This is a genomic window from Streptosporangium oxazolinicum (genome assembly GCF_039537505.1).
GTDB lineage: Bacteria > Actinomycetota > Actinomycetes > Streptosporangiales > Streptosporangiaceae > Streptosporangium > Streptosporangium oxazolinicum.
This window is the reverse complement of sequence record NZ_BAABAQ010000003.1, coordinates 247,763-273,259: the sequence shown is the minus strand read 5'-3', so window position 1 is coordinate 273,259 and position 25,497 is coordinate 247,763. Positions and strand designations below refer to the sequence as shown.

28 protein-coding genes, 1 tRNA gene and 1 riboswitch are annotated in these 25,497 nt (G+C 69.6%); of the genes, 19 read left to right on the top strand and 10 right to left on the bottom strand.

The window, feature by feature from the left end:
- Positions 1 to 28 precede the first annotated feature (28 nt).
- Entirely contained in the window at positions 29 to 1,129 is a 1,101-nt protein-coding gene (locus ABD817_RS10900) for an acyl-CoA dehydrogenase family protein (protein ID WP_344917690.1), read from the top strand.
- 49 nt (positions 1,130 to 1,178) lie between these two features.
- Here the strand turns inward: ABD817_RS10900 and ABD817_RS10895 are convergent, their stop codons facing one another.
- Positions 1,179 to 1,781, bottom strand: a complete 603-nt coding sequence (locus ABD817_RS10895; protein WP_344917689.1) for a TetR/AcrR family transcriptional regulator — start codon at positions 1,779 to 1,781, stop codon at positions 1,179 to 1,181.
- A 225-nt stretch (positions 1,782 to 2,006) separates the two neighbouring features.
- On the opposite strand from ABD817_RS10895, the gene ABD817_RS10890 reads away from it, so the two are divergent.
- Positions 2,007 to 2,744, top strand: a complete 738-nt coding sequence (locus tag ABD817_RS10890; RefSeq protein WP_344917688.1) for a nuclease-related domain-containing protein — start codon at positions 2,007 to 2,009, stop codon at positions 2,742 to 2,744.
- A 174-nt stretch (positions 2,745 to 2,918) separates the two neighbouring features.
- On the opposite strand, the gene ABD817_RS10885 is transcribed toward ABD817_RS10890, so the two are convergent.
- A complete protein-coding gene (locus ABD817_RS10885; RefSeq protein WP_344917687.1) occupies positions 2,919 to 4,331 on the bottom strand; it encodes a vWA domain-containing protein in 1,413 nt (470 codons plus the stop codon).
- The gene (locus ABD817_RS10880) at positions 4,328 to 5,179 is read right to left on the bottom strand and encodes an AAA family ATPase (RefSeq protein WP_344917686.1); all 852 of its coding nucleotides are present in this window, start codon (positions 5,177 to 5,179) and stop codon (positions 4,328 to 4,330) included. Before ABD817_RS10880 ends, ABD817_RS10885 begins: the two co-directional genes overlap by 4 nt.
- 124 nt (positions 5,180 to 5,303) lie before the next feature.
- Here ABD817_RS10880 and ABD817_RS10875 point away from each other — a divergent pair.
- Positions 5,304 to 5,377: transfer RNA gene (locus tag ABD817_RS10875), tRNA-Lys, on the top strand.
- A gap of 141 nt (positions 5,378 to 5,518) precedes the next feature.
- Here the strand turns inward: ABD817_RS10875 and ABD817_RS10870 are convergent.
- Complete coding sequence (locus tag ABD817_RS10870) at positions 5,519 to 5,854, bottom strand: winged helix-turn-helix transcriptional regulator (RefSeq protein ID WP_344917685.1); 336 nt, start codon at positions 5,852 to 5,854, stop codon at positions 5,519 to 5,521.
- A 184-nt stretch (positions 5,855 to 6,038) separates the two neighbouring features.
- Between ABD817_RS10870 and ABD817_RS10865 the strand changes: the two genes are divergently transcribed.
- Both ABD817_RS10865 and ABD817_RS10860 read left to right on the top strand, forming a co-directional pair.
- Positions 6,039 to 7,094, top strand: a complete 1,056-nt coding sequence (locus ABD817_RS10865) for an NAD(P)-dependent oxidoreductase (protein ID WP_344917684.1) — start codon at positions 6,039 to 6,041, stop codon at positions 7,092 to 7,094.
- On the top strand, positions 7,091 to 7,981 hold the full coding sequence (locus tag ABD817_RS10860) for an NAD(P)-dependent oxidoreductase (protein ID WP_344917683.1): 891 nt from the start codon (positions 7,091 to 7,093) through the stop codon (positions 7,979 to 7,981). Before ABD817_RS10865 ends, ABD817_RS10860 begins: the two co-directional genes overlap by 4 nt.
- A gap of 108 nt (positions 7,982 to 8,089) precedes the next feature.
- On the opposite strand, the gene ABD817_RS10855 is transcribed toward ABD817_RS10860, so the two are convergent.
- Positions 8,090 to 9,433 carry a condensation domain-containing protein gene (locus tag ABD817_RS10855; RefSeq protein WP_344917682.1) on the bottom strand — a complete coding sequence of 448 codons (1,344 nt, stop codon included), beginning with the start codon at positions 9,431 to 9,433 and terminating at the stop codon, positions 8,090 to 8,092.
- A gap of 641 nt (positions 9,434 to 10,074) precedes the next feature.
- Here ABD817_RS10855 and ABD817_RS10850 point away from each other — a divergent pair.
- The 4 genes from ABD817_RS10850 to ABD817_RS10835 all read left to right on the top strand — a co-directional run bounded on the left by ABD817_RS10850 (position 10,075) and on the right by ABD817_RS10835 (position 13,327).
- Positions 10,075 to 11,052 (top strand): ABC transporter ATP-binding protein, encoded by a 978-nt coding sequence (locus tag ABD817_RS10850; RefSeq protein WP_344917681.1) that lies wholly within the window; start codon positions 10,075 to 10,077, stop codon positions 11,050 to 11,052.
- A gap of 52 nt (positions 11,053 to 11,104) precedes the next feature.
- Positions 11,105 to 11,866 carry an ABC transporter permease gene (locus ABD817_RS10845; RefSeq protein WP_344917680.1) on the top strand — a complete coding sequence of 254 codons (762 nt, stop codon included), beginning with the start codon at positions 11,105 to 11,107 and terminating at the stop codon, positions 11,864 to 11,866.
- Positions 11,867 to 11,876: 10 nt separating this feature from the next.
- Positions 11,877 to 12,665 (top strand): ABC transporter permease, encoded by a 789-nt coding sequence (locus tag ABD817_RS10840; RefSeq protein WP_344917679.1) that lies wholly within the window; start codon positions 11,877 to 11,879, stop codon positions 12,663 to 12,665.
- Between the two features lie 83 nt (positions 12,666 to 12,748).
- Positions 12,749 to 13,327, top strand: a complete 579-nt coding sequence (locus tag ABD817_RS10835; protein WP_344917678.1) for a hypothetical protein — start codon at positions 12,749 to 12,751, stop codon at positions 13,325 to 13,327.
- 40 nt (positions 13,328 to 13,367) lie between these two features.
- On the opposite strand, the gene ABD817_RS10830 is transcribed toward ABD817_RS10835, so the two are convergent.
- Both ABD817_RS10830 and ABD817_RS10825 read right to left on the bottom strand, forming a co-directional pair.
- The gene (locus ABD817_RS10830) at positions 13,368 to 13,826 is read right to left on the bottom strand and encodes an ATP-binding protein (RefSeq protein ID WP_344917677.1); all 459 of its coding nucleotides are present in this window, start codon (positions 13,824 to 13,826) and stop codon (positions 13,368 to 13,370) included.
- Entirely contained in the window at positions 13,823 to 14,113 is a 291-nt protein-coding gene (locus ABD817_RS10825) for a hypothetical protein (protein WP_344917676.1), read from the bottom strand. Before ABD817_RS10825 ends, ABD817_RS10830 begins: the two co-directional genes overlap by 4 nt.
- A gap of 289 nt (positions 14,114 to 14,402) precedes the next feature.
- Here ABD817_RS10825 and ABD817_RS10820 point away from each other — a divergent pair, with 289 nt between their 5' ends.
- From ABD817_RS10820 to ABD817_RS10805, 4 genes are all read left to right on the top strand, one after another.
- Positions 14,403 to 15,230 (top strand): helix-turn-helix domain-containing protein, encoded by an 828-nt coding sequence (locus tag ABD817_RS10820; protein ID WP_344917675.1) that lies wholly within the window; start codon positions 14,403 to 14,405, stop codon positions 15,228 to 15,230.
- A complete protein-coding gene (locus ABD817_RS10815; protein WP_344917674.1) occupies positions 15,221 to 15,427 on the top strand; it encodes a DUF397 domain-containing protein in 207 nt (68 codons plus the stop codon). Before ABD817_RS10820 ends, ABD817_RS10815 begins: the two co-directional genes overlap by 10 nt.
- A gap of 43 nt (positions 15,428 to 15,470) precedes the next feature.
- A complete protein-coding gene (locus ABD817_RS10810) occupies positions 15,471 to 15,677 on the top strand; it encodes a DUF397 domain-containing protein (RefSeq protein ID WP_344917673.1) in 207 nt (68 codons plus the stop codon).
- A 142-nt stretch (positions 15,678 to 15,819) separates the two neighbouring features.
- A complete protein-coding gene (locus ABD817_RS10805; RefSeq protein ID WP_344917672.1) occupies positions 15,820 to 16,272 on the top strand; it encodes an NUDIX domain-containing protein in 453 nt (150 codons plus the stop codon).
- Between the two features lie 107 nt (positions 16,273 to 16,379).
- Here the strand turns inward: ABD817_RS10805 and ABD817_RS10800 are convergent, their stop codons facing one another.
- Positions 16,380 to 16,763 (bottom strand): DUF427 domain-containing protein, encoded by a 384-nt coding sequence (locus ABD817_RS10800; protein WP_344917671.1) that lies wholly within the window; start codon positions 16,761 to 16,763, stop codon positions 16,380 to 16,382.
- Between the two features lie 268 nt (positions 16,764 to 17,031).
- Between ABD817_RS10800 and ABD817_RS10795 the strand changes: the two genes are divergently transcribed.
- The gene (locus tag ABD817_RS10795) at positions 17,032 to 17,349 is read left to right on the top strand and encodes a hypothetical protein (RefSeq protein WP_344917670.1); all 318 of its coding nucleotides are present in this window, start codon (positions 17,032 to 17,034) and stop codon (positions 17,347 to 17,349) included.
- 141 nt (positions 17,350 to 17,490) lie between these two features.
- Here the strand turns inward: ABD817_RS10795 and ABD817_RS10790 are convergent, their stop codons facing one another.
- Both ABD817_RS10790 and ABD817_RS10785 read right to left on the bottom strand, forming a co-directional pair.
- The gene (locus ABD817_RS10790) at positions 17,491 to 18,462 is read right to left on the bottom strand and encodes a sugar kinase (protein WP_344917669.1); all 972 of its coding nucleotides are present in this window, start codon (positions 18,460 to 18,462) and stop codon (positions 17,491 to 17,493) included.
- Between the two features lie 171 nt (positions 18,463 to 18,633).
- The gene (locus ABD817_RS10785; RefSeq protein ID WP_344917667.1) at positions 18,634 to 19,419 is read right to left on the bottom strand and encodes an IclR family transcriptional regulator; all 786 of its coding nucleotides are present in this window, start codon (positions 19,417 to 19,419) and stop codon (positions 18,634 to 18,636) included.
- A gap of 170 nt (positions 19,420 to 19,589) precedes the next feature.
- On the opposite strand from ABD817_RS10785, the gene ABD817_RS10780 reads away from it, so the two are divergent.
- From ABD817_RS10780 to ABD817_RS10760, 5 genes are all read left to right on the top strand, one after another.
- On the top strand, positions 19,590 to 20,852 hold the full coding sequence (locus ABD817_RS10780; RefSeq protein WP_344917666.1) for an extracellular solute-binding protein: 1,263 nt from the start codon (positions 19,590 to 19,592) through the stop codon (positions 20,850 to 20,852).
- 113 nt (positions 20,853 to 20,965) lie between these two features.
- The gene (locus ABD817_RS10775; protein ID WP_344917665.1) at positions 20,966 to 21,907 is read left to right on the top strand and encodes a carbohydrate ABC transporter permease; all 942 of its coding nucleotides are present in this window, start codon (positions 20,966 to 20,968) and stop codon (positions 21,905 to 21,907) included.
- Positions 21,904 to 22,743 carry a carbohydrate ABC transporter permease gene (locus ABD817_RS10770; RefSeq protein WP_344917664.1) on the top strand — a complete coding sequence of 280 codons (840 nt, stop codon included), beginning with the start codon at positions 21,904 to 21,906 and terminating at the stop codon, positions 22,741 to 22,743. Before ABD817_RS10775 ends, ABD817_RS10770 begins: the two co-directional genes overlap by 4 nt.
- 254 nt (positions 22,744 to 22,997) lie before the next feature.
- Entirely contained in the window at positions 22,998 to 23,744 is a 747-nt protein-coding gene (locus tag ABD817_RS10765) for a DUF4253 domain-containing protein (RefSeq protein WP_344917663.1), read from the top strand.
- Between the two features lie 395 nt (positions 23,745 to 24,139).
- Positions 24,140 to 24,289, top strand: a riboswitch (cyclic di-AMP (ydaO/yuaA leader).
- Between the two features lie 276 nt (positions 24,290 to 24,565).
- On the top strand, positions 24,566 to 25,369 hold the full coding sequence (locus tag ABD817_RS10760) for a hypothetical protein (protein WP_344917662.1): 804 nt from the start codon (positions 24,566 to 24,568) through the stop codon (positions 25,367 to 25,369).
- Positions 25,370 to 25,497: the final 128 nt, after the last annotated feature.

The following is a 25,497-nucleotide window of genomic DNA, read 5'->3' as shown; positions in this document are numbered from 1 at the left end:
GTAGTGAACGAGGAGTGGTGAGCGACCGATGACACTGCTGTACACCGAGGTCGAGGAGGAACTGCGCGCCTCCGTGCGGGATCTTCTCGCGGACCGCTGCGGGGCCGACGCCGTGTTGGGGCGGGTCGAGTCCGGGGCGCCGTACGACATGGGCCTGTGGAGGACGCTGTCCCGGGACATCGGGGTGGCGGGCCTGCTCGTGCCTGAGGAGTACGGCGGGGCGGGGGCGTCGGCGCGGGAGGTCGCGGTGGTGCTGGAGGAGCTGGGGCGGGCGGTGGCGCCGCTGCCGTTCCTCACCAGCTCGGTGCTCGCCACCACGGCCCTGCTGTGGGCCGGAGAGGAGGACCTGATCCGGGAGCTCGCCTCGGGGGAGACGACGGCGGCGCTCGCGGTGTCGCTGGCGGCCTCGCCGTACCGGCCGCTGCCGGAGACCGTCACCGTCACGGACGGGCGGACCCTGAACGGGGAGGTCAGGGCGGTGGCGGGCGCGGACGTGGCGGACGTGCTGCTCCTACCCGTCGGAACGGCGCTCTATCGGGTGGCGGCCGAGGACGTCCGGATCGACGTGGTGCCGTCACTCGACCTGACGCGGCCGATCGCCACCGTCACGTTCTCCGGCACCCCCGCCGGTGAGGCGATCGGCCGGTTCGACGCGCGGAGGGTGCTGAGCCTCGGCGCGGGACTGCTCGCCTCCGAGCAGCTCGGGGTCGCCGAGTGGTGCCTGAGCACGACGCTCGCCTACATCAAGGAGCGCCGCCAGTTCGCCCGGCCGGTGGGGTCCTTCCAGGCGATCAAGCACCGGATGGCCGATCTCTGGCTGGACGTGGTGCGGGCCCGTGCCGCCGCGAGGAACGCGGCCGACCTGCTGGCTACGGACTTGGGGGTGTCCGATGAGGGGGCGGCCGGGGATCGTGAGCTGGCGGCGGCGGTGGCCGCGTCGTGGTGTTCGGAGGTGGCGGTGCGCGTCGCCGAGGAGAGCGTCCAGCTTCACGGTGGGATCGGGATGACCTGGGAGCACCCCCTTCACCTCTATCTCAAGCGTGCCAAGTCCACGGAGATCGCGCTCGGCACTCCCGGCGCCCACCGGGAAGCCCTGGCGGACCTCGCCGACCTGCCCGGTCCGGCCTGACCACGCGTCGGCGCGATGATCCCCGGCTCCGTACGGGGGCACGGTGCTGTCACGCGGGGACTGTCGGCCGATCCGGTCGCAGGGAGGTGAGCAGCAGGTCGGCGAAGTGTGCCCCCAGCTCGGGGCCGGAGAGCGCGCCCTCCGTGCTGTACCAGGTGCCCAGGTGGTGGACGGAGCCGAAGAAGAAGTCGACGACGATGTCCGAGGGGACGTCGCTCCTGAAGGTGCCCTCGCGCTGTCCCTCGGTGACCAGGTCGCGGAAGCGCTCGTGATAGTGGCGCCGCTCGGCGCGGACGACCTTGCGGGTCTCGGGCGCGAGCAGGTGCATCGAACGGAAGAAGATCTTGGAGTCGTCCAGGTTGTCCACGGTGGTCGTCACGACGTCCGCGGCGGCGGCGTGCAGGCGCTCGGACACCGACCCCGGGCCGTCGGCGAAGTGGGTCAGCCGCTCCATCTGCAGGCGCAGCACGCGCCCGTAGATCTCGTGGAGCAGATCATCCTTGGAGTCGAAATAGTGGTACATGGCGCCCTTGGTGACACCGGCCGCCGAGACGACCTCCTGCACCGACGTGCCCTCGAAGCCCCGCTCGGCGAACAGGCGGGTGGCCTCGCTGAGCAGGCGTTGCCGTACCGGCTCCTGGTCCTGAGTCATGCGTCCCCCATGGTGTGGTGAGGGAAAGCATACCGACTGGTCGGTTATGCCGATGGCGGCTGGCGAATACGTGTTACTTGCGTCACCTTCGCCATCCAGAGATAGCTGGAGCCCCCGATTGGGTATTTCATAGTCTAAGGATCTTCAGCGTGGCAGGTCCCCCCTCCCTTTCCTTGCCGACCGTTCTAGCCATGGGGGTTCGCTATGCCGGGCGGATCTATCTACGTGACGCCAGTCGACCAGGTTCACGGCCTGTCGCCACAGGTCATGTACGAGCAGTTCTGGATCAAGGAAACCGTCCAGCGCAGGAAGATGCGCGCGGTCAAGGCGGCGGTCGGCCTGGCCGTGGGCGTCGCGCTCGCCTACCGCTTCAACCTGTCCCCGCCGATCCTCGGCCTGCTGTGCGGCCTGCTCGTCGCCGCCGGGGACGCGGTCCTGGCCTGGCGGCAGTACGACGCCACCGCCGTCTGGCGTGGCAGGCGCCGGGGTGAGACCATCACCGGCAAGCTGCTCCGCCGCAAGCTGCGCAGGGCCGGCTACCACATCCTCGAAGGCCGGGCCATGCCGGGCAAGGCCTCGGTCGACCACCTCGTCATCGGCCCCGGCGGCGTCTGGGTGGTGGACAACGAGGCGTGGGACCCCGACACCGAGATCGCCCGGTACGGCGACCGGTTGTTCCTGGGCGAGAAGTACGGCACGAAGGTGGCCAAGGCGCTCGTCGAGGTCTCCGAGTCGCTGGCCGAGGTGCTCTCCCGCGAATCGGGCATCCCCATCACCATCGAGCCGCTGATCGCCGTGCACGGCGGGGAGATCAGGCGGTCGGTCACCGCGGAGGGACTCACCCTTCTCAAGCCCCGCCTGGTCGCGCGCTGGATCCTGAAGGGCCCCCGGGCCGACTTCGACGAGGCCCAGGTGGAGATCCTGGCCAGGACCGCCGCCCGGGTGCTGCGCCGGATGAGCTGACCGCGCCCGATGCCCGGCTCGTTCGCCTGATCACCTCCGCCCGGAAACACCCCGGGCGGCCCGGCCCGCGCGGGGGCCGGACATCCACGCCCGGTGAATCCGGGAGCTCTCGCGCGTTCGTCGGATCTCGCATGTTCGTTAGATCTCGTACGTTCGTCGGATCTCGCGCGGTCGTCAGACGAGGTCCTCGATGAAGGCCGCCAGCTGCGCGACGTTCCGGCACTCGCGCATCGGCACGATCCCGCCGTACGCCGTCGCCAGCGAGTCGCCGCTGTCCCACTGGGCGGCCGGTTCCGGGTTGAGCCAGTAGGCGTGCCGGGCGGCCCCGGCCAGGCGCCTCAGCGTCTCCAGGGCGGGCGGCTGGTAGTTGGACCGGGCGTCGCCCAGGATCAGCAGGGACGTCTTCGGCCCGATCGCGTCGCCGTACCGTTCGGCGAACCCCTCCAGCGCGCGACCGTAGTCGGTCCGGCCGAACCGCACCATGTCGGCCTCCCGCGCCAGCCGGGTCATCGCCTCCACCACGTCGGCGCCCGGCACGAAGAACCGGGTGATCTCGTCCACGGTGTCCACGAACCCGAACGCGCGGACCCTGGTGAACTGCTCGCGCAGCGCGTACGTCAGCAGCAGGGTGAAGTGGGCGAAGGAGGCGACCGAGTCGCTGGCGTCGCAGAGGACGACCAGCTCGGGTTTGTGCGGGCGGCGCGGCCTGTTGAAAGTGGTCAGCGGCACCCCGCCGCTGGACAGCGAGGCCCGTACGGTCCTGCGGAAGTCGAGGCGGCCACGATGGCCGAGCCGGTGCTTGACGGTCAGCCGGGTGGCGAGGCGGCGGGCGAGCGGGTGGACCTCCCGGCGGAGCCTCGCCAGGTCGGCCTTGGTGATCCGCAGGAAGTCGAGCTGCTCGAGCGGCGGGCGTACGGCGGAGCGGGCGATCCGCTCGATCCCGGAGTCCTCGGCGATCCGGCGGCGTACGTCGCCGGAGACGGCGTCCTCGAAGCGCCTGGTGTTCTCGCCGATCCGCTGCCGGGCCACCTTCTCCGCCAGCCCGCCGCGTTCCCGGCCCGCGAGGACCTCGGCGAGCAGTCGCGCCATGAGCGTCTCGGGGGAGAGCGCCCGCATCACCGGGTAGGAGAACCAGTTCTGCCTGCCGGGGCCCGCGGCCTGGCGGCCGAAACGCTCCACCATCGCCCGCGCGAACTCGTTCATCCCCTCGGCACCCAGCAGCAGCCCGGCCAGCCGGTCGCGCAGCTCGGGAACCTCGGCGGTCTCCAGGTCCGGGGGTCCCGACGGGTCCGACGGGTCTGGCGGGTCCGGTGGGTCCGGTGGGTCCGGTTCGGCCGCGCGCGACGCCCGCGGGCCGGTCGTCGAGGCGGGGAACCACAGGTCGAACAGCGTGTCGAAGCCCGGCCGGTGCGAGGGGCGCTTGACCAGCGTCGCGGCGTACGCGGCCCGGAGCGACTCCCGTTCGGTCAGGTCGATCACCTCCAGCGCCCTGGCCGCGTCCAGCCCCTCGGCCGGTGACACCGGCAGCCCGGCCTCGCGCAGCGCCCGCACGAACCCCACATGCCGGTCGAGCAGGGGGCCCGTCACAGGGCGAGTTCCTTACGGGCCCGCGTCTGGTCGGAGGCGTGCTTGAGGACGACGCCGAGGGTGGCTCCGATCGCCGCCTCGTCCAGCTCGATCCTGCCCAGCGCCAGCAGCGTGTTGGCCCAGTCGATCGTCTCGGCGATCGAGGGCGACTTCTTCAGCTCCAGGCCGCGCAGGGTGGCGACCGTGCGGGCGAGCTGCTCGGCCAGGCTCGCCTCGATCGAGGGCACCTGGGCCAGCACGATGTCGCGCTCGCGCTCCGGCGTCGGATACTCCAGGTGCAGGTAGAGGCAGCGCCGCTTCAGCGCCTCGGAGAGCTCGCGGGTCGCGTTGGAGGTCAGCACCACGTACGGCTTCCGCGTGGCGGTGATCGTGCCGAGTTCGGGGATCGTGACCTGGTAGTCGGACAGGATCTCCAGCAGCAGCCCCTCCACCTCGACGTCGGCCTTGTCGATCTCGTCGATCAGCAGGACCACCGGTGTCTCCGACCGGATCGCCGCGAGCAGCGGCCGCTCCAGCAGGAACTCCTCGGTGAAGATGTCGTCGTGGGTGGCGTCCCATTCCTCGCCCTGCCCGGCCTGGATGCGCAGGAGCTGCTTCTTGTAGTTCCACTCGTACAGCGCCCTGGCCTCGTCCAGCCCCTCGTAGCACTGCAACCTGACCAGCCGCGCCCCGGTCGCCGCCGCCACGGCCTTGGCGAGCTGGGTCTTGCCCACTCCCGCAGGGCCCTCGGTGAGCAGTGGTTTGCCGAGCGCGCCCGCCAGGAAGACCGAGGTCGAGATGGAGTCGTCGGGGAGGTAGTCGACGGCGTCGAGCCGCTCGCCGGCGTCGCTCGGTGAGGCGAACCACATGTGTGCTCCCAGTACCGGACCGAATGTTGTTCTAGCTTAGCGGTGATCGTCCCTGTCCCACGGTCGCCGGTCGCCGCTGATTTCGAGGCGCCGCCCGATGTGCGCTATCCTTCAAGGGCTTCAAGCGCCGCTAGCTCAGTTGGTTAGAGCAGCTGACTCTTAATCAGCGGGTCCGGGGTTCGAGTCCCTGGCGGCGCACCGAGTGAGGCACCTCTGGGCACCCTCCATGTGGAGGGTGCCCAGAGGTGTTTGTGGGCTCGTTGCTCGACGGGCGCCCAGGGGCTGGTGCGGAGACTCAAAAGGGGCTCAAAGGGGCCTCAAAGGGGACCCGACGGAGGCTCAGGGGCGGGGGAGGGCCTCGATGGTCTCCATGTGGAGCTCGCCCCAGTCGCCGAGCGGGATGAGCGCGGTGTTGAGCGAGTGGCCGAACTCGGTCAGTGAGTATTCCACCTTCGGCGGAACCTGGTGATAGACCTCGCGGTGCACCAGGCCGTACGACTCCATCTCTCTGAGCTGCTGGATCAGCATCTTCTCGCTGATGCCCGACACGTTCCGGCTCAGCTCGCCGAACCGCAGGGCCCCCGAGTGGAGGGCCCACAGGATCAGCGCCTTCCACTTGCCGCCCACGACGTCGACGGCGGCGTCGAGCCCGCACGAGTAGGTCTGCTTCTTCATCCGGCGCTCCATACTTACAAAAAGGTTAGTACCTGACAAAATAGTAGGTACTTGAGGAAATTTCAGCGGCACGCCAGCATCGAATCGTCCCAGCCGGGGTCACGAAGGGGTCCGGGACTGGGACTTTCGCATGCTGGCACCGTATGAAACAGAGGGATGAATGGATACCGACGACCGTCCGCCGGTGACAGTCATCGGTCTGGGGGCGATGGGAAGGGCGCTGGCCGGGGCGTTCCTGGACAACGGCCATCCCACGACCGTCTGGAACCGTACCGCCGGGAAGGGCGGGGAGCTCACGGAGCGGGGCGCGACCGAGGCGGCCACCGTCACCGAGGCGATCGCGGCGAGCCGGATCGTCGTGCTCTGCGTGCTGGACTACGACGCGGTGCGCGACGTCCTCGGCGCACCGGGTGCACAAGGGGCGTCGGGGGCACCGGGCGCGGACGGCGCGGTCGGCGCGGACGGCGCGGACGGTGTCGCGAGCGTCGCGGACATCCTCGACATCCTCGACACCCCCGGCACCCCCGGCACCCCCGGCACTCCCGGCACCTCCGGTACCGTGACCGGCGTCCTGGCGGGCCGGACCCTGGTGAACCTCACCAACGGCACGCCCCGCCAGGCGCGTGAGCTGGCCCGCTGGGTGTCCGAGCAGGGAGCGGACTATCTGGACGGCGGCATCATGGCGGTACCCCCGATGATCGGGACCCCTGGATCACTCGTCCTCTGCAGCGGATCGCCCGAGGCCTTCACCGCCCACGAGCGGACCCTGTCGGCGACGGGCACCGTCAGCTACCTGGGCGAGGACGCGGGCCGGGCGTCGCTGTACGACATCGCGCTGCTCAGCGCGATGTACGGCATGTTCGGCGGCTTCTTCCACGCCATCGCCATGGTCGGCTCCGAGAAGGTCCCGGCGACGGAGTTCACGCCGCTGGTGGTCTCGTGGCTCAATGCCATGATCACCGGTCTTCCCGCGATGGCGAAGGCGTACGACACGGACGACCACTCCGCCGCCGCCTCGAACCTGAGGATGCAGGCGGACGCCTTCGTCAACCTGCTGGACGCCAGCGGAGACCAGGGCGTCAGCGCCGAGCTGCTGGAGCCCATGGGAACGCTGCTGCACCGGGGCGTCGCCGCGAACCTGGGCGGCGGCGACATCTCAGCCCTGATCGACCTGCTTCGTACGGACCTCGCGGGGGCGCCGGACACCGGATCGAACGACATGAATCGGAGAAGGAAATGACCGACGACCATCCCGCACCGGTGACGGTGCTCGGCCTGGGCCCGATGGGGCAGGCGCTGGCCGGGGCGTTCCTCGGGAAGGGCCACCCCACGACCGTGTGGAACCGCACGGCTTCCAGGGCCGACGCTCTCGTCGCCCGGGGGGCGACCCGCGCGGACACGGTCGCCGACGCGGTCGCGGCGAGCCCGCTGACGATCGCCTGCGTGATCGACTATGACGCCGCGCAGGCGATCGTCGACTCCGCCGCCGACGCGCTGAAGGGCCGTACCCTGGCCAACCTCACCGCCGACACGCCGGAACGCGCCCGCCGGATGGCCGCGTGGGCCGCCGGGCGGGGCATCGACTATCTCGACGGCGCCATCATGACCCCGACGCCGACCATCGGGGGACCGGCGGCCGTCGTCCTGTACAGCGGATCGGAGGAGGTCTACCAGACCCATCGGCGGGCGCTGGCGAGCCTGGGCGGCACCTCCGCGTACCTGGGCGCGGACCCCGGGAGGGCGGCGGCGCACGACGTGGCCCTGCTCGACTTCTTCTGGACGTCCATGAGCGGTCTCGTCCACGCCTTCGCCCTGGCCGCCGCCGAGAACATCACGGCCACGGACCTCGCCCCGCTCGCCAAGGGGATCGGCGCCCTGCTGCCCGATATCGTCGACGAGTTCGCGCGGCACGTCGACGGCGGCAGTCACCCGGGCGACGAGTCCACCATCCTGTCGGCCGCCGCCGGTATCGAGCACATCATCCACGCGTCCCAGGACCAGGGCATCGACGCGGGGGTGCTGAGCGCCGCCCAGGCCGTCGCCCGGCGGGCGATCGACGCCGGTCAGGGCGGCGACAGCTTCTCACGCCTGGCGGAGGTGCTCGGAAGGCCCGTACCGGCATCGTGACCGCGACCGGTGACCTTCCGGCCGGACCCGGACCTGAGCCCGAACCCGAACCCGGACCCGGGGATGATCGGGGGCCGCCGGGTCCGGGTATCCCCGCCGTGCTCGCGGTCACCCCGGGGGCCGTCTCACCCGTCTCGCCAGCGCCTCGGCGAGACGGAGCGGCCCGGCGTCCGTGTGGAGCGCCTCGACGGCGAGCCACTCCAGGTCCAAAAGGAAGTCGGCGGGTCCCCTCGGTTCCAGGAACCGCCGGTCGGCGCACAGGGTGAGCACCGCGCGTTCGGACAGCTCGTGGACGTACAGGAAGAACGTCGCGCCCTTCTGGTCGGTGTCGTGGGGCGGTTCCACCAGCTCCGTCTCGTCCAGCAGGGCGTCGTACTCCGGCGGGGACAGGTGGCGCCCGGCGGGCGCGGCCGGGGCGTCGAACCTGATGTCGTTGTAGAAGCAGTATCCGTCCGCGCCGATGCCGCGTTCCGCCGTGACACGGGCGACGAGTTCCTCAAGCCGGACGGGGTCGTACTCGCAGGTGCTGTAGGCCGCGAGCGCGGCCCTTCCGGCGTGGGACAGGAAGCCGGAGAACGACTCGTGGCGCAGGCGGAGCCGCAGCAGCGCGTTCTGGTTGAAGGCTCCCACGAAGCGCCGCGTCTCCGGTTTGAAGCGGGTGGACACGATGAGCCGCAGGGCGACGTCGTCCTCGTCCTTGTACAGGCCGAGGAGCAGCGCGACGGCGGCCTGGAGCACCATGCCGGGGGTGACGCCCGCGCGGGCGGCCAGCGCGCGGACCGCCCGCGAGAGGGCGCGGGAGCGGATCTCCGACCAGCCCTGCCTGGCCTCGCCACCCTGCCTGAGGTCCTCCAGCCAGACGCGCGGCAGCTCGCGCACGGCCCCGGCCCAGTAGTCGAAGGCCCGCCGCTCCCGCTGCCCGGCACGTTCCGACGCCTCGTAGGCGGCACGCACCAGGGGCTGTTCCGCAGGGAGGCCGAGGGCGGCCGGAGCCGACAGGAGTGTTCTCAGGTCGTCACAGACGATCTTCAGGCTCCATCCGTCGACCGCCAGGTGGCTCATCGCCAGGATCACCCGGACCGGGACGCCCTGCCTGGTCACCACCGCGACCCGCAGCGGAAGCTCCCGGCCGACGTCGAACGGCGCGTCACGCAGCCTCGCCCCGGCGTACGCCGCCACGTTGGCGGGGCTCCGCGTCCCCGTCTCGTGGACGGCGACCTCCAGATCGCCCGAGGGTACGACCACCTGGACGGGTTTCCCCCCGTCCGGGTCGTCCTGGGGAAACAGTGTGTGCAGGGCGTCGTGGCGTTCGACGAGCGCGCGGACGGCGGCGAGCACGTCGTCGAGATCGCGGCCGGGCTCGACCTCGCACCCGGCGAGCAGGTTCAGCGAGGCGTCCCCCGGCGGGAGCCAGCGCAGCACCTCCCAGATCGCCGTCTGTCCCCATGTCAAGGGCCCCCGGCCCCCGTACGGCGCCCGAAAGGCCACCGTAATCCGGCGAAACGCCTTGACAGGGTGAGACGTGCGCATTGTCCGTCCTTCTTGCACATAAGGCATAATTAACGCGTTGTTAACCGTGGAATCGGGACCAAAATTTCAGCCGGAAAGCGGGCGCGGTGGGTTTCGGTCATTCATGACAGGCCGTACGGGCCGTGTGGTCAGGGTTTTATGTCATAAAGCCTGCTCGCGGGTGTCTCTGTCTTCCTTTCTTCGCGTCGGCTGCGATCGTAGGACGGCCGCCCTGGATGCACAATATGCGCTTTAATCCGAAATAATTGCGGAAAAGGGAGCAAGCCCATTAAGGGGGTGGCGTCGGCCACCTCGGCATCCGCTCCCGGAAGCCGGAGAGCCGGGAAGTGCGGCCGGGGAGGGCACGTCACCGCCGACCGCTCGGTGAGGGCGTCCGGCCGGGCGCTCGCGAGGTGTCGTTCCCGGCCTGGGGCACCGTCCACGGAAGCCCGGCCCGATATGCGGCACCCTGTCCGCCAGGTAAATATATTGCGGGATCTACACCAACTCTTGCAAAATCAAGTCCTGAAGATCCTGTGATCTATCGGTAACCCGACTGGCCGTACCGCGAACCCGAGGTGTCCATGGCAGGCGACGACAGCGCGACACCACTGATCCAGGCGAAGGGGCTCAGGAAGACGTACCCGCCCAGGGACAGGCGGGGAGCCGGGTTCCAGGCCGTGGCCGGGATCGACTTCCACGTCGACCGGGGGGAGGCGTTCGGATTCCTCGGCCCCAACGGGGCGGGAAAGTCCTCGACGATGCGCATGCTCGGCTGCGTCTCCCCGGCCACCGCCGGAACCCTGCGGATCCTCGGCATGGACCCCGCCCGCGACGGCCGGAGAATCCGGGCGCGCCTGGGCGTGGTCCCGCAGGACGACGTGCTGGACCCCGACCTCACCGTGCGCGAGAACCTGACGATGTACGGCCTCTACTTCGGGCTGTCCCGCCGCGTGATCAGGGAGCGCGCGGAGCGCCTGCTGGAGTTCGCGCAGCTGGAGGAGAAGGCGGGCGAGACCCTGGGGGCGCTGTCCGGCGGCATGCGGCGACGGCTGACGATCGCCCGCTCCCTGATCAACGAACCGGACATCCTGCTGCTCGACGAGCCGACCACCGGGCTCGACCCGCAGGCGCGGCACGTGCTGTGGGACCGGCTGTTCAGGCTGAAGCAGCAGGGGGTGACGCTGCTGCTCACCACCCACTACATGGACGAGGCCGAGCAGCTGTGCGACCGCCTGGTGGTGATGGACAAGGGGCTCATCGCGGACGAGGGATCACCTCAGGAGCTCATCCGCCGGCACTCGACGCGCGAGGTCCTGGAGCTGAGGTTCCGGATCGACGAGCACGAGCAGGCCGCCGAGAAGCTCCACGACCTGGTCGACCCCGGGGAGGGGGAGCGGGTCGAGGTCCTGCCCGACCGGGTGCTGGTCTACACGCACGAGGGCGAGGCGACGCTGGCCGGGGTCACCGCCGCGCGGATGACCCCGATCACCGCCCTCGTCCGGAGATCGACGCTGGAGGACGTGTTCCTGCGTCTGTCCGGCCGGACCCTGACCGACTGAGGCGGACGACATGCCCGTGTTCCCGACCCCGACCGACTGAGGCGGACGACGCATGCCCATGATCCTGCGCGAGTTCTCCTCGTGGATGCTCCGCTACCGCCGATCCTGGAAGGGCACCATCGTCATCAGCGTGGCGAACCCGCTGCTCTTCCTGATCGCCATCGGCGCCGGGCTCGGACGGCTGGTGGACCCCGCGTCGCTGGGTGGCCTGACGTACCTGGAGTTCTTCGCCCCCGGGATGCTCGCCGCCGCGGCGATGCAGAACGCCTACGTCGAGGGGGCGTTCGTGGTCCACAGCTCCCTGCGGCAGGACAAGAGCTACCTGGTGGCCGCCGCGACCCCGCTGGAACCCCGCGACATCATGGCCGGGCACATGCTGTTCATGGCGTTCAGGATCGGGACGAGCGCGCTGGCGTTCGCCGTGGTGATGGCGGCCTTCGGCGCCACCCGCTCCCCGTGGGCGGTGCTCACCGTGCCCGCCGCGCTGCTCACCGGCATGGCCTTCGCGGCCCCGCTGGCGGCGTGGGCGGTGACCGTCGACAGGTTCAACACCCTCGACACGGTGTTCCGGTTCGTGCTGATGCCGATGTACCTGTTCTCCGGGACCTTCTTCGCCATCGAGACGCTCCCCGGCTGGCTGCGCCCGCTGGCGTACGTCACGCCGCTGTGGCACGGCGTCGACCTGTGCCGCACCCTGAGCCTGGGTACCGCCACCCCGCTCACCTCCGCGATCCACGTCGGCTACCTGGCCGCGCTCACGGCCGGGGGCATCGCGGTGGCCCTGGTCACGTACCGGCGCCACATCCACGTCTGAGGGGGATCACATGTCGCAGAATCTGGAGACCGTCCCCCGCTGGGGCGGCGCGCACTTCCTGGTGTTCCGCAACCTCCGGGTGCACACGGGGGGAAACCCGTGGACCATGGCGATGTACTCGATCTTCGAGCCCATCCTGTACCTGCTGGCCATCGGCGTCGGCATCGGACAACTCGTCGGGGACGTCGACGGGGTGAACGTCACCTACGCCGCGTTCGTCGCGCCCGGCCTGCTCGCCACGGCGGTGATGAACAGCGCCCTGTACGAGACGATGGAGGGCGCCTTCGTCAAGTTCACCCACGAGCGGTACTACCAGGCGATCCTGTTCACCCCCGTGTCCCTCACCGGGATCGTCGTCGGCGAGGTGGCGTGGGCGGTGCTGCGCGGCTTCATCACCGCGATCGGGTTCCTCCTCGTGATCACGGTGTTCGGGCTGGTCTCCTGGCCGGACGCCCTGGTCGCGGCGGGCGGGACGCTGCTCGTCGCCTTCGCCTTCGGAAGCGCGGGACTGGCCGTGACGACGCGCATCCGGGCCTGGTCCGACTTCCAGTACGTGCAGCTGGTGCTGCTGCCGATGTTCCTCTTCGCGACGACGTTCTACCCGGTCACCGTCTACCCCCGGGTGGTGCAGGTCATCGTGGAACTGCTGCCGCTCTACCACGCCATCCAGCTGCTGCGGGGGTGCGCCCTCGGCCGGATCGAGCCCGGCATGATCGTGAACGTGGCCTATCTCCTGGTCATGGGGGTGCTGGGACTCGTGGTGGCCCGGAGGCGGTGGGCGCGCGTCATGCTGCACTGAACGGAATCTTCACCGGAGGGCGACGTTCCGGCCGCAAGGAACCTGCAAATCAACCGCAAGTGTGGATCAATAGCATCGCCGCCATGATGAGAAGAACGATCACGCTGGCCGCCGTCGCCGGGGCCGTCGTGCTGGCGGCCCAGCTCCCCGCGTCCGCCACCTCCACCGCGTTGTTGCGCCTGCGCGGCGGGCTGACCCTGGAGATCCCGAGCTCCTGGCGCGTGTACGGGACCGCCGACCGGGTCCGGGTGGTGACCGGGGCCTGCGCCCGTCCCAACGGGGGCTACTTCCAGACCAGGTGCGACAGCTTCTGGGTGATGGGACCGAAGGCGCTCAGGACCGGGGGAGAGGGTTTCCGGCGCTACGACCCCACGCAGGGCCCGTACTACCCGGCGTCCGACGTGGTCCCCTGCGCGACCAACCCCAAGCACGGCCAGGTCATCGGCAAGGCGATCGTGGTCGGCTACCGCGACATCGGCGTCGCGCACAGGGCGCACTACCGGGTGTGGCCGGGCCGGTGCGTGTCGTACAGCGACGCCGAGCAGAAGTCGACGTTCAACCAGCGCGAGTGGTATCTGCCGAAGACGGGGATCCTGGTCGTCGACCAGTGGGCCACCCCCGGCCTGGCCGGGATCCTGAAGAACGCCACCTGGGACGGCTGACCGCCTCCGCGACCGGAGCTCCGGCTTGTCGGATCTCCGGTTATCCCGCCACCCGGAACCAGACCGATCCGCCCGCGTCGTCGCGGTGCGAACCCCACCCGGCCGCGACCGACTCCACCAGCCACAGCCCCCGCCCGCCGTCGTCGTCCGCCTCCGGCACGCGCACGGCGGGCGCGCTCGCGTCGGACCCGTCGTCGGTGACCTCCACGTGAACCGCACCGGGGAGACGGGCCACGTACACCCTCACCCGCCCGTCCGCCGTACGCCCGGAGTCGGAGTGAGTCACCGCGTTCGTGGCCAGCTCACTCAGCAGGAGCAGGACGTCGTCGAGCACCGGGACCCCGACTCGCCCGGCCAGCAGGTCACGCGCCCAGGCCCGAGCCTCCGGCACGGATTCGACCCGGCCGGGAAAGACCTTCTGCCACGCGCTGTACGGTCCGTCGCCGTGATGTCCAGGACAGCCACCCTCCTTCCCCGTGGTCTCCCTCTCGGACCTCACGCGGTCACCGCCGACACGATCATGTCAGCCGCGTTGTCGGCCTCCGCCCAGACCCATTCCCCGCGCTGCCACAGCCGCGCCCACCAGGGCCGCCAGACGAACGCCCATCCGCAGTAGCGCCGGACGACCGTGATCCTGACCAGTGCCGTGCCCGTCGCCGACCGGATCTCCAGGACCGGCTGCCCCGCCACCGGAAGGACCAGTGAACTGCACACGCCGAGTCCGTGCAGGTCCCAGCTCAACCGGGTCAGGTGCGCGAACCGCTCGCGCCGCTCGGCCGCCGTCACGCTTCCGTCCTCCGGGTGCCTCCGGCGAGCACGATCGAGGCGTGAAAGGTCGCCGTTCTGATCATTCATCACTCGTCTCGTCTCTGGTTTAAAGGCGCGGATCCGTTTCTTTTTCGTCCTGTCGAATCGAGAGGGCGTGTGCTTAGATTGCCCATGTGGCAGGTGAATTCATGGCCGGATTGGCACCTCGGAAGATGACCTGGAATGACGGGTGGGGGTTTCCCTATACCCGGGCCTGGAATAGCCGATAAGGCAAAAATCCGTTTTTCTCAGATTCGGGAGGAATGTGATGAGCGACGAGGTCCCCCTGGACCCGGGATCCCCCCGCGCGCGCTTCGCCGCCGAGATGCGCCGTCTGCGCGAGGCCGCGCAGCTCTCCCAGACCGCCGTGGCCTCACGCCTCGGCTGCACCCAGACCCAGGTGAGCCGCCTGGAAGGTGGCAGCCGCACCCCGTCGAAGTCCGACGCCGAACGACTGGACCTGCTCTTCGGTTCCAACGGCAGTACGTACTTCACAGATCTGCGCCAACACGTCGTCGCCCGCTACAGCGGCCCGGTCTGGTTCATGAGTTGGGCACAGGAGGTCGAGCCGTTCGCCCTCGTCCTGCGCTGGTGGGATCCGCTGCTCATTCCCGGCCTCCTGCAGACTGAAGCGTACGCCCGAACGATCTTCAAGCATGCCCCTCGGATCACCCCGGAGGAGATAGAGGAGCGGGTCAAGGGTCGGATGTTTCGTAAGAAAATCCTTGAAGGCGACAACCCCCCACTTTTTCTCGCCCTCATCGACGAAAGCGTGCTGTACCGTAACGTCGGCGGCTCCGAAGTAATGCGGGAACAGCTTGGCTACTTACTGGAGGTCGCCCAGCGTCCCTCCATCTCCATCCAACTCGTTGATCGGCTCTGCCTCTCCGGAGTGATGGGCGCTTTCATGATCGCGGAGCTTCCAGACGGGCAACCGGACGCGATTTATGCAGACTCTTCAGCGGAAGGACAAATTTCGGCCGACCCTAGCGTCGTAACCCCGATATGGAATCGCTATGAAGCAATACGTGGATGGGCTTATCCTGAGCACATGTCCCTCAAAATGATCGAGAAAGCGAGGCAGGAATGGATCTGAGTGTCGCGGTATGGCGGAAGTCATCGCTCTCCGGAGACAACGGTGCTCAGTGTGTCGAGGTCGCCGTCAACCTGCCCGGTGCTATCGCGGTTCGCGACAGCAAGGACCCTGATGGCGCCAAGCTGCTCTTCACTTCCGCCGGGTGGCAAGCTTTCGTTGGGGGCATCAAGTCCGGTGAGTTTGATCGCCTGGTCTGAATCCTCCGGGAACTTGGGTGCTGCCTACAGGAAGCGAGGAGAGATGGACCTGAGCGCCGCCGTATGGCGGAAGTCGTCGCGCTCCTCCGATAACGGGGGTCAGTGCGTCGAGGTCGCCACCAACCTGCCCAATGCGGTCGCGGTCCGTGACAGCAAGGACCCTCACGGTCCCAAGCTGCGCTTCACCCCCGCTCAGTGGCGGGCTTTCGTCGGTGGCGTCAAGTCCGGTGAGTTCGACCAACCGGCCTGATTGCGCTGGACCCAACTACACCTGCTGGCTCGCGGTTGACTCCTCCTACGTCCATGATTCGTGAGATCGGGCTCAGGCGTCATGGTCCGAACGGGTAGCGTCTGATCTTCAGGTGGGCACCGGCCTGCGGATGGGACCAACCGTGAAGAAGCTGATCGTCCGGCTCTGGAGGCTGACCAACGGCTCGCTCCAGTGGCGCATCAACTGGCTTCGGCACGCCACGTTCATGGTCGGTGTGACCGGCATCGTGCGTGACGAGGACGGCAACGTCCTCCTGCTGAAGCACCGTTTCTGGCCGGAGGGCAGGCAGTGGGGTCTCCCGACCGGTTACGCGAACAGGTCGGAGACCTTCGAGGACACGGTCTGTCGCGAAGTGCGGGAGGAAACCGGGCTGAAGGTCCACGTCGGAGAGCTGGTCCGGCTGAAGAGTGGTTACCGGTTGCGCCTGGAGGTGGCCTACGAGGCCGCGTTCGTCGGCGGCACGCTCAAGATCGACGATTTCGAGATCCTGGAGGCGAGGTGGTTCGCGCCGGACGACCTGCCGAAGGAGATGCAGGAGTCACATCGTCTTCTCGTCCGGCGCGAGTATCTCTAGCGTCCTGTGCCGGAAAGTCGGCCTCCGCCATTTCGCGGCGCGTCGAGAGAGGTCGGCTGTCGGCCGATCGACGATCTCGTTCGCTGTCCTTCGTCGTGACCCCGGGGTCAGGCGGCCGGCTCTTCGACGATGGAGTCGACCCGGTCGGGGTAGAAGGCGACGTGGTCCTTGATCTCGGCGACGGCCGGGTACGGCGACTCGTAGAACCACACCGCGTCCACCACCTGCTTGCCGTCCACCGTGACGGTGTAGTAACTCGCGTCACCCTTGAAAGGACAGTAGGTGGCGGTGTCGGTCCGTTCCAGCAGCGAGCGGTCGACGTCGGCGATCGGGATGTACTGCACCGGCGGGTACGCCGCCTCCCGCAGCGTCAGCGCGTGCTGCGAGTCGGCGACCACCCGGCCGCCCACCGAGACGACGATCCGGGCCGGGTTCGGCGTGATCGTGATCGGATGGCTGGGGCTGGGCTGCAGGATGGGCTTGTCGGTCATGGCGGAAACCCCTTTCTCTCACCCCCAGTCTGCCGGATCCCCGGATCGCGATGCCGCCCCCGCCCCCGGAGATCGGGGCAGCGGTCGAACAGAGGGCCCCGCATAGGCGGGGGAGACGGACTCGCGGTGCCCTCGGTGTGTCCTTTGCCGGGGTGCGCGTCGGTCCTCCTCGGCGGGAATGCGCCGGGCGTCCGGGCGGAGATGCCGCGCGTCCACAGGAGACGTAGTATCCGACAGCCGGACGACCGAGGCCGGTACGAGGAGTGACGTGAGCTTTGTTCTCGGAGCCTGGCTCGGGGCCGAACCGATCACCGCGCAGGAGGCCCTTCGCCGGTATCTCGTCTGGGACGAGGGCGACGCGGTGCCCGGTGAGCCGCGCCCGGAGGTGGCGGCCTTCTACGAGGAGCTGACGGCGGTCTTCCCCGACCTCACCGCCGACAACTACGGTGCCTCGCCGTGGTCCGAGCCGCTGACCGTGAGCGAGGACTTCGTGCTGATGAACGCGGTCTTCCCCCGCGCCGGAGAGGTGTGCCGCGTGGTGCTGGAAATGGCGCGGCGGCATCGGCTCGTGCTTTTCGAACCGTAGCTCTCCGCCGTCGCGGGCCGTGGTCCGCTTCATGAACGCGGGTGGCGAACCGTTGCTCCACCCCGGCCGCCGCTGGGATCCGCCGAGCGTGGCTCAGCGGATCAGTGAATCAGCGGATCACCGGGTCAATGAGTCAGCGGCTCAGCGGCTGACCGCGTCGACCGTGTCGGCCGCGCCCGCCGGGTCGGCCGGGCGCAGGAGGTCGAGGTCGGCGCGGCGGGGCAGGCTCTCCCAGTCGCCGTCGGCGGTGACGGCGAAGGCACCGGCGGCGCAGGCCGTGGCGAGGCGCCGCTCGGAGGTCGCCCCCGCGAGGGTCTCGGCGATCCAGCCCGCGGCGAAGGCGTCCCCGGCGCCCACCGGATCGAGCTCGACGACCCGGTACGGCTCCGCGTGCCGTACGGCGCCGTCGGAGAGCTCGATCGCGCCGAGGGCACCGCGCTTGATGAGGACGTGGCGCGGGCCGAGGGCCGACAGGGCTCCGGCCAGGGTGAGCGGGTCGTCGCCCTGGACGACCAGCCGGGCCTCGGCCTCGGTCGCGAACAGGACGTCCACCGAGGCGACGGTCTCCCGCAGCGCGGCGGACGCCTCGGCGGGGGTCCACAGGGCGCGGCGGTAGTTGATGTCCATCGACACCGTCACGCCCGCCGCGCGGGCCTCGGCGATCGCGACCCGCACCGCCTCCGCGGCGGACGCCGACAGCGCGAGCGTGATGCCCGTGACGTGCAGCACGCGCGCCGAGCGGATCAGCGAGACGTCCAGGTCGGAGGGGCGCAGCCGGGATCCGGCGCTCGCCGAGCGGTAGTAGCGTACGTCGACCATCTCGGTCGTACGCCTGCTCTTGATCATCAGACCGGTGGGCGCCTCGGGGTCGACCCGCATCCCCCGAACGTCGACGCCCTCACCGGCCAGCGTCGAGCGCAGCAGCTCCCCGAACTCGTCGGCGCCCACCCTGCCGATCCAGGCCGCGCGCCCGCCGAGGCGGGAGACGCCGATGGCCACGTTCGACTCCGCGCCGCCCACGCCGAGCCCGAAGTCGCGGGCGTGCCTGAGCGGGCCGGTGCGCCGCGCGGTGAACAGCGCCATGCTCTCACCGAGCGTTACCAGATCAGTCATGGAGAACGGTTCCTTTGGGAGTCAAGGGGACGTGCCCGGCTTCACAGGGTGTCGTGACGGGCTTACGGAGCTGCCGGAGGTTGCCCGGTCTCGTGGGTCGGTGACGAACCGGTGGTGCCGCCCGGGGGTCCTCAGGCTCGCGGAGCCGCCGGAGGTGCCCGGCCTCTCCGATCATCGAGTCGACCCGAGCTTCCTGGAGATGCGCAGGGCCGTCTCGGCCACCAGGGGGCCCAGCTCCCGTACCCGCGTGGCGGTGATCCGGGAGGTGAGGCCGGAGATGGAGATCGCCGAGGTGGCGGCGTCGTTGTGGTTGAAGATCGGCGCCGCGACGCAGCGCACCTCGGGCTCGTTCTCGCGGTCGTCGACCGAGTAGCCCCGCTGCCGGATCCGGCCCAGCTCGGCGCGCAGCCGCGCGGCGTCGGTGATGGTGTACCGGGTGACGTGCGGCATCCCGGCGGCCACGATCTCCTCGACGGCCTCCTCCGGCTGCCAGGCGAGGATCGCCTTGCCCACGGCGGTGCGGTAGACGGGGGTGCGGCTGCCGATGCGCGAGGCCATCCGCACGTTGGTCTCGTTCTCGACCTTGTCGATGTAGACCACGTCGGGCGGGTCGTAGACCACGAGATGGACGGTCTCCCTGACCTCCGTCATCAGCCGGTGCGACTCCTCGGCGGCCACCGTTCGCAGGTCGAGGGTGGCCAGGTACGCCTGCCCGAGGTGGAGGGCGCCGCTGCCCAGCCGGTAGGCGCCGCTCCTGCGGTCGCGCTCCAGGAGCCTGGCCTCGATGAGCGGGGCGGCGAGCCGGAGCACCGTGCTCTTGGACAGGCCGAGCGCCTCGGCGAGCCGGGTGAGGGAAAGACCGTGGCCCGCGCCCGCGTGGTCGCGTACGTGCGCGAGGACGGCGAGAGCGCGCCGGAGCGAGGCCGACTGGTTGCGTTCCGGAGCGGGCTCACTCATCGCGGCTTCCCATTGTGATCCTGCAATCGAATACCTGGTCAAGGTAGGCGAGTACACCGCCCTCCGGCCACTTTGCAGCACAACGTTCTGCACTGCACAACAAATCGGCACCCCACTTCCCGTGGCGGGCGAGGCTTCCTAAGGTCTGCCGCCAACGGGAGGAGACGCTTTTGAAGATCCTGAACGTGGCCGTGGCGGGTGTGGCCCTGCTGGCCCTCGCCGCGTGCGCGCCGTCCACCGCCCCGGCCACGGGCGGTGGCGACGAGAAGTCCGGGACCCTGAGGGTCTGGCTCTTCGACGAACCCAACCGCGCTCCCAAGGAGAAGGTCGTGGGGGAGGCGATCAAGGAGTTCACCTCGGCCAACGCGGGGGTGAAGGTCGAGGTCACCTACATCCCGACGACCCCCGCCAGACACGAGAGGTTCAAGGGCGCCTTCAACGACCCGGCCAGCGCTCCCGACGTCGCCGAGTACGGCAACACCGACCTGGCCGAGTACGCCGCCGCGGGCGGTTTCGCCGACCTGAGCGCCGACTTCGCGAACTGGCCGGACGCCAAGGACGTCGGCACCGACCTGCTCGGCTCCGCGACCGTGGACGGCAAGGTCTACGGCCTGCCGTGGTACATCGGCATCCGGGCCCTCTACTACCGCACCGACGTCTTCGAGGAACTCGACCTCAAACCGCCCACGACGGTCAAGGCCCTGACCGAGGCCGCCCGCGCGATCCGCAAGGCGAAGCCCGACCTGTACGGCGTCGCCGTCGGCGGCGAGTACACCTTCGGCGCGCTCCCCTTCGTCTGGGACGCCGGAGGCGACGTCGAGAGCCTCGACAGCGAGGCATCCCGCAAGGGGGTGAAGGCGTACACCGACCTGCTCGCCGACGACAACTGCCCGCCGCAGGCGTGCGCGAGCCTCACCGGCGGCAAGACCGTCGAGCTGTTCGCCAGCGGCAAGGCCGCGATGGGCATCCTGGGCAACTTCAGCAGGTCCGCGGTGGACGCGGGGGCCGCCGCGGGCAAGTACGCGGTCGTACCGCTGCCGGGCACGAAGGAGGGGTCGGTCGCCCCGGCCTTCTCCGGCGGCAACAACCTCGGCGTCATGAAGAACAGCGGGCACCGCTCGCTGGCGTTCAAGTTTCTGCAGCTGCTGGGCGGCAAGGCGTACCAGGCCAAGATGTACCAGGCCATGGGCAACCTGCCCACGCTGACCTCCGCGCGGGACGAGATCGCGGCCTCGGACCCCTTCCTCAAGCCGTTCCTGGAGACCGTCGCGGCGGGTACCCGCTTCGTGCCGATCGACCCGGCCTGGGTGAAGATCGACAACCAGAAGGTCATCCCGACCATGCTGCAGAAGATCGCCACCGGGCAGTCCACCGTCGAGCAGGCGACCGAGGAGGCCGCCACGGCGGTGAAGGCGGCGTTCGGCCGGTCATGACCGGCGCCGTCGAGAGCCCGGCGGATCCGGGGAGGCGACCATGACCGATACAACCGCGATCCCGGCAGGCCCGGGGAACCAGTCATGACCTTCGCGGATTCAGGGGCACGGTCATGAGCGCCACCGGCACTACCACGACGGCGGCCCCCGGGATCGGGGGCCGCCGGGCGGCAGCGCGCCCGGGGCGCGGGCTCAGGCCGTGGCTCTACCTGCTGCCCTCCGCGGCCGTGCTGCTGCCGCTCTTCGGCTACCCGATCTACATGCTCGGCCTGCTGTCGGTGTTCGACTACCGGCAGGCCCAGGTCAGCGGGGGAGAGCCGACGAGGTTCGTCGGCTTCGAGAACTACGCGACGCTCCTGGGCGACCAGCGCTTCTGGTCGGTGCTGGCGCAGACCGTGGTGTTCGCCGCGGCCCTGGTGGTCGCGACCCTCGCCGTCGGCGCGAGCCTGGCCGTCGTGCTCACCAGGGCGGGCCGGGTGCCCCGGCTGCTGCTGTCGCTGGCGGCGATGGCCGCCTGGGCCGCGCCCGCCATGACCGGCTCGACGGTCTGGATGTTCCTCTTCGACGCCGACCTGGGCCTGGTCAACCAGGTCCTCGGCATCGAGGGCTACAACTGGTTCTACGACAAATGGGTGACCTTCGGGATCGTCGGCGCCACGGTGGTCTGGCACTCCTTCCCCTTCGTCATGGTGACCCTCTACGCCGGGATCCAGGCCGTCCCGGTCTCCGTCCTGGAGGCGGCCTCCCTGGACGGCGCCTCCGCGTGGAGCTCGTTCTGGCGGATCGTCGTGCCGATGCTGCGACCGCTGATCACGATCGTGGTCATCCAGTCGATCATCTGGGACTTCAAGATCTTCACGCAGATCTACGTGATGACCAACGGCGGCGGGATAGCGGGACAGAACTCGGTGCTCAACGTCTACGCGTACCAGACGGCGTTCGGCTCCTCGGAGTACGGGCTCGGCGCGGCGATCGGCGTCGTCATGACCCTGATCCTGCTCGCGGTCACCCTCTTCTACATCCGCGCCCTCTACCGTACGGGGGAGAGACTGTGAGCGGGTCCCGCACGGCCGCCAACGTCGTGGCGCTGGTCGCCGCGTTCGTCACCCTCTTCCCGATCTACTGGATGGTGCTCTCGGCGCTCAAGCCCACCGGGGAGATCCAGTCGCTGGAGGCGCGCCCGTGGACCCTGGCGCCGACCCTCGACCACTTCCAGCGGGTGCTCGGCGGTGAGAACTTCGGCCGCTACCTCCTCAACAGCCTGGGCGTCGCCCTCGCGGTCGTCGTGCTGTCCGCGCTGGTGGCCTTCCTCGCCGCGGTCGCGGTCACCCGGTTCCACTTCCGGTTCCGTACGACCGTGCTGATCATGTTCCTGGTGGCGCAGATGGTGCCGGTGGAGGCGCTCACCATCCCGCTGTTCTTCCTCGTCCGCGACCTCGGCGCGGTGGTGCCCGGGGTGGGACTCAACACCCTGGGCTCGCTCGTCCTGGTCCACCTGGCGTTCTCACTGCCGTTCGCCATCTGGATGATGCGGGGGTTCGTGGCCGCGGTGCCCGAGACGCTGGAGGAGGCCGCGATGATCGACGGTGCGAGCCGGCCGGTGATCCTGTGGCGGATCGTCTTCCCCCTCGTCGCGCCGGGACTGGTCGCCACGAGCGTCTTCTCGTTCATCACCGCCTGGAACGACTTCATCTTCGCCAGGACCTTCATCATCTCGGCCAGGGACAACCAGACGCTGCCCGCGGCCCTGCTGGTCTTCTTCAAGCCCGACGAGAACGACTGGGGCGGCATCATGGCGGCCTCGACGCTCATGACCATCCCCGTGCTGATCTTCTTCGTCGCCGTCCAGCGCAGGCTGGTCGCCGGGCTGGGCGGGGCGGTGAAGGACTGACACCCGCCCGGCTCCGTTCCTCCCCGTACCGATAATTTTTGCCTGGACCAGGACAGAACTGTCACTCGGGATGGTTGACAGGCCAAAATTGGTCCGTGGTCAGGATCGGATCGGTAGAGATGAGCGATTGGGAGAGTGGGCAACTTCCGCCAGTGCTGGGCCAGCTGTTCGCCGACGGAGCCGACAGAACAGGCGGAGCCGATGGAGCAGGCGGGAGCGAAGGGGGCGGCGGGAGTGCGGGCCGGAGGCTCTCGGTGGAGCTGCCACCGGGAGACGTGGTCTGGCCCGACCCCGGTTACGCTCAGCTCGCGGTCCGTCGCCGTCCGGCGTTCTGGCTCAGCGAGGTGGCGGTCTCCGGCGAGTACTGGGCCCGGTTGAGGGCCCAGCACGGCCAGTCGGGCCTGTGGCCGGTCCTGCTGGAGGACTCCGTCCAGCCCTGGTCGGCCGGTCAGATCGCCCCGGACACCGCCGGTCAGATCGACAACTACCACGCAGCCGCGTTCATGGCCGAGGTGTGGTCCGACTGGATCGCCAGGGCCAACCTCGACCAGCTCGAACTGCTCGACCCCTTCGGGCCCGAGTGCCCCGGCCCGGCCCCGTCGGGGAAACTCGCCGCCGACCCCGGCGTGGTCGCCGACTGGTACGCCGGGCTGGTGGCCGAGCGCAGGACCCCGCTCGGGCTCGTCGCGGTCGAACGCGGGGCCGACGCCCTCGCCGTCATGGGCTGGCAGGGCGCGCTGAACCACAACGAGTGGATGGTCCCGCTCGCGGCCGTCGTGCGGAGCTGGGAGGACAGGTTCGGGGTGCGGGTGGTCGGCATGGGCTTCAACACCCTCGACCTCAGCGTCGCCGCGCCCCCGACGACCTCCGAGCACGCCCTGCACGTCGCCGCCGAACACTGGACGTTCTGCCCCGACAGCATCATCCAGGGGGCTGGGAACCTCATCGACTACGCCGAGCAGATCAAGGGCAGGAACGCCTGGTCGTTCTGGTGGGACTGACCGGCCCGGGTTGACCCGCGCGGGTCTCCGGGGTGCCTGCGGAGAGCGTGGCCTCCGGACTCGCCTCCGTGTGAGTCTCCGGGGCGTCTGCGGGGAGTGCGGCGTCCGGGCTCGTCTCCGGGGCGTTTACCGGGTGTGCCGTGTCTGCGGGGAGCGCGGTGTGCGGATTCCCCCGCGCGGGTCTCCGGGCACGGGTGCCCCGGGATGAATTCCGCGATCGGCGTGGCATTCGTGCTGGTAGGGCGGGCGTTGGCCTGGCGGGGTGATCGATGAGGCTTTCTTGAAGCTTGTAGGTAGATCTTCTGGGGTTTTCATGGTGTTTGCTTTGCTTTGTCCGGTTTGGGCAGTAGTGTCCACTGTTATCGGTTGGCGACCTGCCCTTCACAAGAGGGAGCGGCCGGCCGACGTCGAATCCCGAGGGCCCGCCGGGCCCCGGAGCCGGGGAACCACTTTTCCGGGGTGAATCCGCCGCGAGCGCGCGGCGGTAGGGCAACTCCACCGCCCGAACCCGTCAGCTAACCCGGTAGACGAGATGGAGAGGAGATCCCCTCATGGATCACCGCGTCACCACGTCGGTGCACCCCCTGTCCGCGCCGACCACCTGAACTTTCCCCCCGACCTCGCCGCCGCGCCTGATCGCGGCATCTTCAGGACCGTGCTCCGCGTAGCGATCGGCTGAATCGGCCGATCCGGCTACGCCCCTTTTCCGACGAGCGCGTCCCCGCCGGTGCACCCCTTCGGCGTTCGCATCCGGCCGCCCCGTTCCCTCGTGAAAGAGCCATTTCTCCATGCACCCCTTCTTTGGTCTGCACAAGTTTGGTTTGCACAAGAACAGCCTGAGCAAGCATCTCCCGGGTAACAACGTCCCCCTCAAGCGCGGCCTCGTCGCCGCCACCCTCGTCGGTGCGAGTGTTCTCACCTCCGTCGGCGTCGCCTCGGCGCTTCCGGCCCACGCCCTGGCGGCCCCCACCCGCCTCGCCGCCGACCCCGCGGTCGGCGCGCCGGCCGGCTCCGAGGCCGTCCTCCTCCAGGGGTCGACCACGGCCTCCTACTTCTGGGACGACTCCTCCGGCCGGGCCGGTGACACCGGACTGCCCGCCAGCGGCAAGCCGATGCAGAAGGGCATGATCGCCAGCCCGAGCTGGCCCCTGCTCACCGAGGGCTACATTCTCTACAAGGGCAAGAAGGCGAAGTTCTTCGTCGGCGACCGCGGTCCGGGCAACCCCTCGAACCAGGGCATCATGGTCGACATCGACGCCAAGACCTTCGCCGACCTGACCGGCGGCACGTTCAACTCCAGCACGCTCGGCGTGGACGGCAACGGTGGCATGGGCCACATCGACATCCAGTACGTGGTCACCAAGTGGGGCGACGGCACGGGGATCAAGAACCACCCCGTGGCGTTCTCCACCGGAGCCTGGGGTCGCAGGGACACCAGCCCGGCCAAGCCGCCGACGACCGTCTTCGCCATGGCGAGGCGGCTGGGGATCGGTCTGGGGACCCAGCTGGTGAGCGCCGAGGCGCGGCCGTGGATCGGCAAGCCCAAGGTCATGGTCGAGCCCGCCTCCGCGCACGCCTCGGCCGCCGGTATCCGCGCCGCGGAGCTCGGTGCCGGGAAGAACTGACCTCGCTCTCCGTGGGGAGCGGCCCGAGGAATGACCGATCCGCTCACGTGCGCTCGTGAAGGCCGGGGCGGGTCCGATGAAGGACCGCGGCCCGCTCGCACGGGGCGGTCCTGAGGCACCGGTGGGGA

Bases quoted from the DNA above. Each gene is read 5' to 3' on its own strand.
- ABD817_RS10880 (WP_344917686.1), bottom strand. From the start codon at position 5,179: ATGTGGTTCGCCTCACCGAGCGACGCCGGCGAGCGGCTCGACGCCGTC.
- ABD817_RS10845 (WP_344917680.1), top strand. From the start codon at position 11,105: ATGCCCATGATCCTGCGCGAGTTCTCCTCGTGGATGCTCCGCTACCGC.
- ABD817_RS10790 (WP_344917669.1), bottom strand. From the start codon at position 18,462: ATGACTGATCTGGTAACGCTCGGTGAGAGCATGGCGCTGTTCACCGCG.
- ABD817_RS10870 (WP_344917685.1), bottom strand. From the start codon at position 5,854: ATGAAGAAGCAGACCTACTCGTGCGGGCTCGACGCCGCCGTCGACGTC.
- ABD817_RS10810 (WP_344917673.1), top strand. From the start codon at position 15,471: ATGGACCTGAGCGCCGCCGTATGGCGGAAGTCGTCGCGCTCCTCCGAT.
- ABD817_RS10785 (WP_344917667.1), bottom strand. From the start codon at position 19,419: ATGAGTGAGCCCGCTCCGGAACGCAACCAGTCGGCCTCGCTCCGGCGC.
- ABD817_RS10900 (WP_344917690.1), top strand. From the start codon at position 29: ATGACACTGCTGTACACCGAGGTCGAGGAGGAACTGCGCGCCTCCGTG.
- ABD817_RS10815 (WP_344917674.1), top strand. From the start codon at position 15,221: ATGGATCTGAGTGTCGCGGTATGGCGGAAGTCATCGCTCTCCGGAGAC.
- ABD817_RS10820 (WP_344917675.1), top strand. From the start codon at position 14,403: ATGAGCGACGAGGTCCCCCTGGACCCGGGATCCCCCCGCGCGCGCTTC.
- ABD817_RS10840 (WP_344917679.1), top strand. From the start codon at position 11,877: ATGTCGCAGAATCTGGAGACCGTCCCCCGCTGGGGCGGCGCGCACTTC.
- ABD817_RS10835 (WP_344917678.1), top strand. From the start codon at position 12,749: ATGATGAGAAGAACGATCACGCTGGCCGCCGTCGCCGGGGCCGTCGTG.
- ABD817_RS10895 (WP_344917689.1), bottom strand. From the start codon at position 1,781: ATGACTCAGGACCAGGAGCCGGTACGGCAACGCCTGCTCAGCGAGGCC.
- ABD817_RS10775 (WP_344917665.1), top strand. From the start codon at position 20,966: ATGAGCGCCACCGGCACTACCACGACGGCGGCCCCCGGGATCGGGGGC.
- ABD817_RS10800 (WP_344917671.1), bottom strand. From the start codon at position 16,763: ATGACCGACAAGCCCATCCTGCAGCCCAGCCCCAGCCATCCGATCACG.
- ABD817_RS10850 (WP_344917681.1), top strand. From the start codon at position 10,075: ATGGCAGGCGACGACAGCGCGACACCACTGATCCAGGCGAAGGGGCTC.
- ABD817_RS10860 (WP_344917683.1), top strand. From the start codon at position 7,091: ATGACCGACGACCATCCCGCACCGGTGACGGTGCTCGGCCTGGGCCCG.